The 6,432-nt window shown below is 41.9% G+C and carries 7 protein-coding genes; 3 read left to right on the top strand and 4 right to left on the bottom strand.

What is annotated here, in order from left to right; genetic code table 11:
* Positions 1-203: 203 nt before the first annotated feature.
* Both Q0203_RS01680 and plsY read right to left on the bottom strand, forming a co-directional pair.
* A complete protein-coding gene (locus Q0203_RS01680; RefSeq protein WP_297929059.1) occupies positions 204-1,121 on the bottom strand; it encodes a DMT family transporter in 918 nt (305 codons plus the stop codon).
* Between the two features lie 66 nt (positions 1,122-1,187).
* The gene (plsY, locus tag Q0203_RS01675) at positions 1,188-1,784 is read right to left on the bottom strand and encodes a glycerol-3-phosphate 1-O-acyltransferase PlsY (RefSeq protein ID WP_295975919.1); all 597 of its coding nucleotides are present in this window, start codon (positions 1,782-1,784) and stop codon (positions 1,188-1,190) included.
* Positions 1,785-1,883: 99 nt separating this feature from the next.
* Between plsY and folB the strand changes: the two genes are divergently transcribed.
* From folB to Q0203_RS01660, 3 genes are read left to right on the top strand one after another with little or no spacing between them, the layout of a single operon-like run.
* Entirely contained in the window at positions 1,884-2,237 is a 354-nt protein-coding gene (gene folB / locus Q0203_RS01670; RefSeq protein ID WP_021615802.1) for a dihydroneopterin aldolase, read from the top strand.
* 25 nt (positions 2,238-2,262) lie between these two features.
* A complete protein-coding gene (mltF, locus tag Q0203_RS01665) occupies positions 2,263-3,735 on the top strand; it encodes a membrane-bound lytic murein transglycosylase MltF (protein ID WP_209364753.1) in 1,473 nt (490 codons plus the stop codon).
* Positions 3,704-3,850 carry a hypothetical protein gene (locus tag Q0203_RS01660; protein ID WP_198009763.1) on the top strand — a complete coding sequence of 49 codons (147 nt, stop codon included), beginning with the start codon at positions 3,704-3,706 and terminating at the stop codon, positions 3,848-3,850. Before mltF ends, Q0203_RS01660 begins: the two co-directional genes overlap by 32 nt.
* A 127-nt stretch (positions 3,851-3,977) precedes the next feature.
* Here Q0203_RS01660 and Q0203_RS01655 read toward each other — a convergent pair whose 3' ends face one another.
* Positions 3,978-4,613, bottom strand: coding sequence for a bifunctional 4-hydroxy-2-oxoglutarate aldolase/2-dehydro-3-deoxy-phosphogluconate aldolase (locus tag Q0203_RS01655; RefSeq protein WP_297929058.1), 636 nt, complete (start codon positions 4,611-4,613; stop codon positions 3,978-3,980).
* 32 nt (positions 4,614-4,645) lie between these two features.
* On the bottom strand, positions 4,646-6,391 hold the full coding sequence (gene dauA, locus Q0203_RS01650; protein WP_297929057.1) for a C4-dicarboxylic acid transporter DauA: 1,746 nt from the start codon (positions 6,389-6,391) through the stop codon (positions 4,646-4,648).
* Positions 6,392-6,432 lie beyond the last annotated feature (41 nt).

Genomic DNA, 6,432 nt, shown 5'->3' with positions numbered 1-6,432 from the left:
CCGTGAAGGTGGCCGTACAGTAGGCGCTGGCGTGGTAGCTAAAATTATCAAGTAATTGATAGGGAATAATTTAATTTTCAAGAATTAAATTGTTATCGTTAAATAAAAGGCTGCGTTTTTTTAACGTAGCCTTTTTTGTTGATTTAATGTTAGTTTAATTTGAGGAGGCTTAAGATAAATCTATATTTAAGTTAATAATTAATTTATGCGCGATAAGCAAATAATTTATGTCCTATAGCCGATAAAACCGCACCACAAACAACAATTAATGCACCAATATAGCTAATAGTATTGAGTTCAGGGGCAATAAAATCCGAGGGATCAATGTAGTGAGCTAAGTGGGAAAATAAAATGGTGAATAACGGCACCAAAGTGATAACTACGCTAACTTTCGATACTTCCCACCGGTTGAGCGCTTCGGCATAGGCACCATAACCGAAGAGCGTGTTGAGGCAGCAATAAATAAAACATCCAAATGTAAATGGTGTAAGGTTTTCGACTTGAGAAAATTCAGCAAAGGGCATAAATACAAAAACGCAACCCAAGTAAATCATAAATAGAATTTGCTGTGAGCTAAATTTATGAAGCATTAATTTTTGCGCCATGCCATAGACGACCCAAACTAAAGCAGCACTAATACTGATAAAAACTCCAGTGGAGTAGGTGTTTAGTTCAGTGAAAATAGCTAAACGGTCATTGAAAAATAAGCCTAATCCAATCAGTAATAAGACCAAGCCAATTTTTTGATGCACGCCAAGCTTTTCTTTAAAAACAAATACACCACAGATTAACATTCCGAAAGAAGATAAAGGGATAAAAATTTGCGCAATGGATGGTTCAATATAATTCAACGCGTTATTGAATAAGAAGAAGTTGCCAGCTAAACCTACAATACCAATGATAGCTAACCAGCCATAATAGCCAAGCTTAGCGGTTGTCGGTAGTTTATTTTTATGCCAAAGAATAATAAATAAAACCACGCTCGCTGTGATAAATCGATACCATACAATGGTCTGCGTATTCATGTTGGCGAGCACTTGTTTCAACGCAATAGGCAACGTTCCCCAGGCTATTGCGGTGATTAATGCGAAGAGAAGGCCCACGACAGGTTGTTGTTTCATGATTATCTTCCTTTTGCTTACGCCATATTTTGAAGTGCGGTCGTTTTTTGCCGTGTTTTACGTAGATTATTTTTTTAACTTACTCCACATTTTATCTTCCTGTCCGCGCCAGAGGCGTTGGATGTTTTCATGATGGCGATAGATGAGTAGACAGCAGACTAATGCCACAGGAAAAGTGAACTCGGGTTTGAACCACCAAACATAAAATGGCACGAATAGTGCAGTGATGACAGCACTGAGGGAAGAGTAGCCGCTGATCAAGAAAACTACCAGCCATGTGCCTAACATGGAAAAGAGAACGCCCCAAGCAATGGGCGCGATGGCACCGAAGGCAGTGGCAACGCCTTTGCCACCTTTAAACTTGAAGAAAATGGGGAAAATATGTCCAAGGCAGGCACCGAGTGCCACCATGCCTAATTCAAATTGAGTTAAGCCAAGATAATAACCCAACCAAACGGGCAATGTTCCTTTTAACATATCGCAAAGTAATACGGCTAATGCCACCCAGCGACCACCGATGCGTAATACATTTGTTGCACCCGGATTATTTGAGCCCGATGTGCGAGGATCGGGTAAGCCGGCAAGTCGGCATAATAAAATTGCACTGGAAATGGAGCCGAGTAAGTAGCTCAATAGCATATAAAATAAGGCAAAAAGGCTCATGGAATTTCCTATGGCGTAGTAAAAAGAGTTCGTCTATTGTACCCAAAGTTGGTAGTATAAGCCCACAAAAATTTTGGTTACTCACGGTATAGAAAACCCATGCAAGATTTAATTTTTATTGAAGGTTTGACGGTATTTGCACAAATTGGCGTATATGACTGGGAACAGCAAATCAAACAAAAGCTGATTTTTGATGTCGAAATGGCGTGGGATACCCGCCAAGCCGCAGCGGCGGATGATGTACAATTAACGCTTAATTATGCGCAAATCAGTGAATTTATTATTGATTATGTAGCGTCTAAACCCTTTCTATTGATTGAACGGGTGGCCAATGAGGTAGCAGAGCAATTACAACAGCGATTTAGAATAACGTGGCTTCGGCTTAAATTAAGTAAACCGAAAGCGGTAGCACAAGCAAATAACGTTGGCGTGATCATTGAACGACGTTTATAACAAACAAGATCAAGAGAAATATCATTTGAAAGGTTTATTTTTACGTATTGTTGCAGGCTTATGCTTATTACTTTGGGCGATTGATATGGTATTTCCGTGGCAACATATCATGCACTCGGAAGAAAACCCTTATCAAGCAATTCAAGAACGCGGCAAATTAGTGGTTGGTACGATTAATCACCCCATCTCTTATTTTATTAATGGAGAGGGGGAATCCGGCTTGGAATATGAATTAAGCAAAGCCTTTGCTAGCTATTTAAACGTAGAACTTGAAATGCGGTCAATGGAGAGTACTGACACGCTGTTTGATGCGTTAGATGAACATAAAATTGATATTGCCGCGGCGAATCTTTTCTATCAAACAGATAAGGCGGAGCATTTCCAGCTAGGCCCTTCTTATTATTCCGCCTCTTGGCAACTGGCGTATCGCAAAGGCGAAAATCGACCTCGTTCTTTGGCGCAAATTAATGACACATTGGTGATTCCTGAAAGCTCCGAATTAGTGCAAATTTTAAAAGATGCCCAACTTAAGCATCCGAAACTCCGTTGGCGGGTAGATAAAAAACTCACACAGGAAGAATTATTATTACAAGTGGCAGAAGGTAAAATTGCGTACACCCTTGCCAATTCTTTGGATATTTCTGCAACCCAACAAATCAAACCGCAAATTGCGGTGGCATTTGATTTAACAGATGAAATGAGCGTACATTGGTATTTATCCAATAATTCGTCTAACGAATTGCAATCAGCCTTGCTGGATTTCATGAATACCGCGATTGATTCAGGATTAATTGCCAATATTGAAGAGAAATATTTTAATCATTTTCGCCAGTTTGATTACGTGGATACCAAATCCTATTTGAATTCTATTGAAGCGATTCTTCCGAAATTTGAACCGCTCTTTACGAAACATAAAGGCAATTTAGATTGGCGTTTATTGGCCGCTATCGCCTATCAAGAATCTCACTGGAACCCTGATGCCACGTCACCCACAGGCGTACGTGGTATGATGATGCTGACCAAAGATACTGCCGAACGCATGAAAATCACTGATCGTACCGATCCCGAACAAAGCATCAAAGCCGGTTCTGAATATTTACATTGGTTGATTGAACAGATCCCCGACAGTATCAACAATGACGATCGTATTTGGTTTGCCTTAGCGGCTTATAATATGGGTCTAGGGCATTTATTGGATGCACGCCGCTTAACCAAAAGTTTAGGAGGGAATGCAGACAATTGGCTGGATGTGAAAAAGAACTTACCGCTATTGGCGGAAAAGCGTTACTATACCAACCTAAAATATGGCTATGCTCGAGGTTATGAAGCCGTTCAATATGTCGAAAATATTCGTCGCTATATGAATAGCATTATGAATTATTACCGTGTGCAACAAAATCAAAGTGATAAAAACGAAGACGTAAATAACAATTCAAGCACCGATTCGCCTGCAGAGGAAAATGATCATGAACAAGAGAAAACACTTAAAACCGAGTAAAAAGAAATTTTTCCACCAACAACAAGCACGTGCTTTACGCTTAAAACATTTAAAGCAGCGCAAAGCCAAATTATTTGCCCGTCATGCCTTGCAATTTGTGGTACAAGAAATGTAGTTCACTTCCCTCTGTTCTTGCATAGGGATTCGATGTGAGGAGATGGGGGATGTTTGATACCGATGGGCGAATGTCATTAACTTTTTCTAAGTGCGGTGAAAATTTAATGTTTTTTAACCGCACTTTATTATTTTATCAGCGTAACGACCTCTTGGGTTAATCGATTGATTTCTGACCAATTTTTCGCGTTAATTAGTGTTTTTTCAACAAACCAAGATCCACCACAGGCCACCACATTTGGAATGGCCAAATAATCTTGAATATTTTGCAACCCAATCCCACCCGTTGGCATGATTTTCAATTGCGCGTAAGGACCTAATAGCGCTTTAATCATTTTTACGCCACCGGAGGCTTCCGCCGGAAAGAATTTCACTGTATCAATGCCTAATTCTAAGGTTGCTTCAATCGCCATCGGATTATTCACGCCCGGTATAATCGGTAAACCCAGATCTTGGCATAATTGCACAATTTTAGGGTTAAACCCCGGCGTCACGACAAAATCCGCACCGGCATTTTTCGCGTGAAAAACTTGGTCGGCGGTTAAAACCGTCCCCGCTGCAATCAGAAAATCAGGTCGCTGTTGGCGCAACAACCGAATCGCCTCTCTAGCCGCCGGAGAACGAAACGTAATCTCCGCTACCGACAACCCATTTTGTGCCAGCGTATCTGCCAACGGTAAAATATCCTCGGCATGATCCAATGCGATAACCGGGACGACTTTCAGTCGCTGAAGCTGTGTTGTGATTGTCGCGAGATTTAGCATAATTTCTCCTTTTTGCCCGTAAATATCACAAATTATTTCACCTCAATTCCCTCAAATTCCCGAATTTTATTTAATGCTTCGGTTAAATCAGCAGTGAACGTAATTTTTTTGATTTCAGGCAATGAACCGGATTTAACAATCGTGCGTAGTGGCTGGAACTGCATATTACACATATAAAGTTGTTGATGAGGCAGCATATGTTGCACGAAGCGAGTGAGTGCATGAATCCCCCCAGTGTCAAGCACGGTCACGGCATCGCATTGTAAAACAATATGTTTGATTTCGTGATCGGTGTGAACGGTTTTCTCGTGCAAGTCAGCGAAGAGATTATCCGCCGCTGCAAAAAAGAGCGGTCCGCTAATACGATAAATTAATACATCATCCAAATCTTCCGGCACTGCAATACTAATGGATTTGGTCATTTCGGCGATAGTGCGGATAAACAGCAGACTGGCCAATAACACGCCCACAGAAATGGCAATGACCATGTCGAATAAGACCGTGAGGATTAAGCAAACCAGTAATACGGCAATTTCGTTACGTCCGGAACGACGGATAAGCTGAATAATTTGTGGTAAATCCGCCATGTGCCAAGCGACAACCAACAAGAGCGCGGCCATCGAAGATAGCGGTAAATAAGACAGTGCAGGCGCAAAAAACAATAAGGCAAACAACACTAATAAAGCGTGCACGACACTTGAAATCGGTGATACGCCGCCGGATTTAACGTTTGCCGCAGAGCGAGCAATGGCTGCGGTGGCTGTGATTCCGCCAAAAAATGGAGAGGCGATGTTGCCAAGACCTTGTGCTAATAATTCGTTATTGGAATGGTGTTTGGTGTCGGTCATGTTGTCTAAAATGACGGCACACAATAATGATTCGATCGCGCCCAAGACTGCCATGGAAAATGCCGCCGGCAATAGGCGTTGAATGGTGTCAAAATTCCAGTTAATTAAGTTACCTTGTGGATCAGGAATATTCCATGGCAAGGAAAATTCAGGCAAGACACTTGGAATACCGTAGCCGGTCGTACCGTCAGAAAGTGTGTATTGGAATTGAGTACCGATGGTTGCGACAGAATAGCCGAAGTGGGTCAGCAATAAAGATAACAATGTTGCGAGAATCACTGCAGGCAAATGACCGGGAATGGGCAGACGTAACTTATGCCATTGGGTTAAGATAATGAGGGTAATGATACCAACACCAGCATCTGCCCAATTGATACTTGGAAGTGCGGTCAAAATAACTTGCACTTTTTCAAGATAATGAGACGGCATTTGTTCAATGCTCAAACCAAGGAAATCTTTAATTTGTAGGGTGGCAATCACGATGCCGATGCCTGATGTAAAGCCGAGCGTGACAGGCAGCGGAATGTATTCGATAAGCCGCCCTAGGCGGAACAACGCCATCAATACCAAAATGACACCGGAAAGCAATGTAGCCATCAGCAGACCGCTTAAACCGAATTGCTGTGTAACAGGGAATAAAATCACCACAAAGGCCGCCGTTGGGCCGGAAATATTAAAGCGTGAACCTCCCGTTAACGCAATGATAATCCCTGCAACAATGGCGGTGTATAACCCGTGCTGCGGTGGTACGCCACTGGCAATGGCAAGTGCCATGGAAAGCGGAATGGCGATAATGCCAACGGTTAACCCGGCAATAATATCTTTGGTCAAATGACGGGAAGTATAGCCGTTTCTGAAACTGTCTTTTAATGCGCTGAAAGGTTTAACTGACAGAAAGGCATTTTTAGTAAGAAACCATTTTTTTAACATAATGAATAATAGCGGATGAAAAATTGAGTGGGATAATCCTG

The sequence above is a fragment of the uncultured Aggregatibacter sp. genome, from assembly GCF_938046485.1.
In the GTDB taxonomy this organism is placed as follows: Bacteria; Pseudomonadota; Gammaproteobacteria; order Enterobacterales; family Pasteurellaceae; genus Aggregatibacter.
Note: the sequence above shows the minus strand (reverse complement) of the source record. Positions and strands in the feature narration are given on the sequence as shown.

Excerpts from the sequence above, each read along its gene's own strand:
- Q0203_RS01655 (WP_297929058.1), bottom strand. The coding sequence starts at position 4,613 with ATGCTAAATCTCGCGACAATCACAACACAGCTTCAGCGACTGAAAGTC.
- folB (WP_021615802.1), top strand. The coding sequence starts at position 1,884 with ATGCAAGATTTAATTTTTATTGAAGGTTTGACGGTATTTGCACAAATT.
- plsY (WP_295975919.1), bottom strand. The coding sequence starts at position 1,784 with ATGAGCCTTTTTGCCTTATTTTATATGCTATTGAGCTACTTACTCGGC.
- Q0203_RS01680 (WP_297929059.1), bottom strand. The coding sequence starts at position 1,121 with ATGAAACAACAACCTGTCGTGGGCCTTCTCTTCGCATTAATCACCGCA.
- dauA (WP_297929057.1), bottom strand. The coding sequence starts at position 6,391 with ATGTTAAAAAAATGGTTTCTTACTAAAAATGCCTTTCTGTCAGTTAAA.
- Q0203_RS01660 (WP_198009763.1), top strand. The coding sequence starts at position 3,704 with ATGAACAAGAGAAAACACTTAAAACCGAGTAAAAAGAAATTTTTCCAC.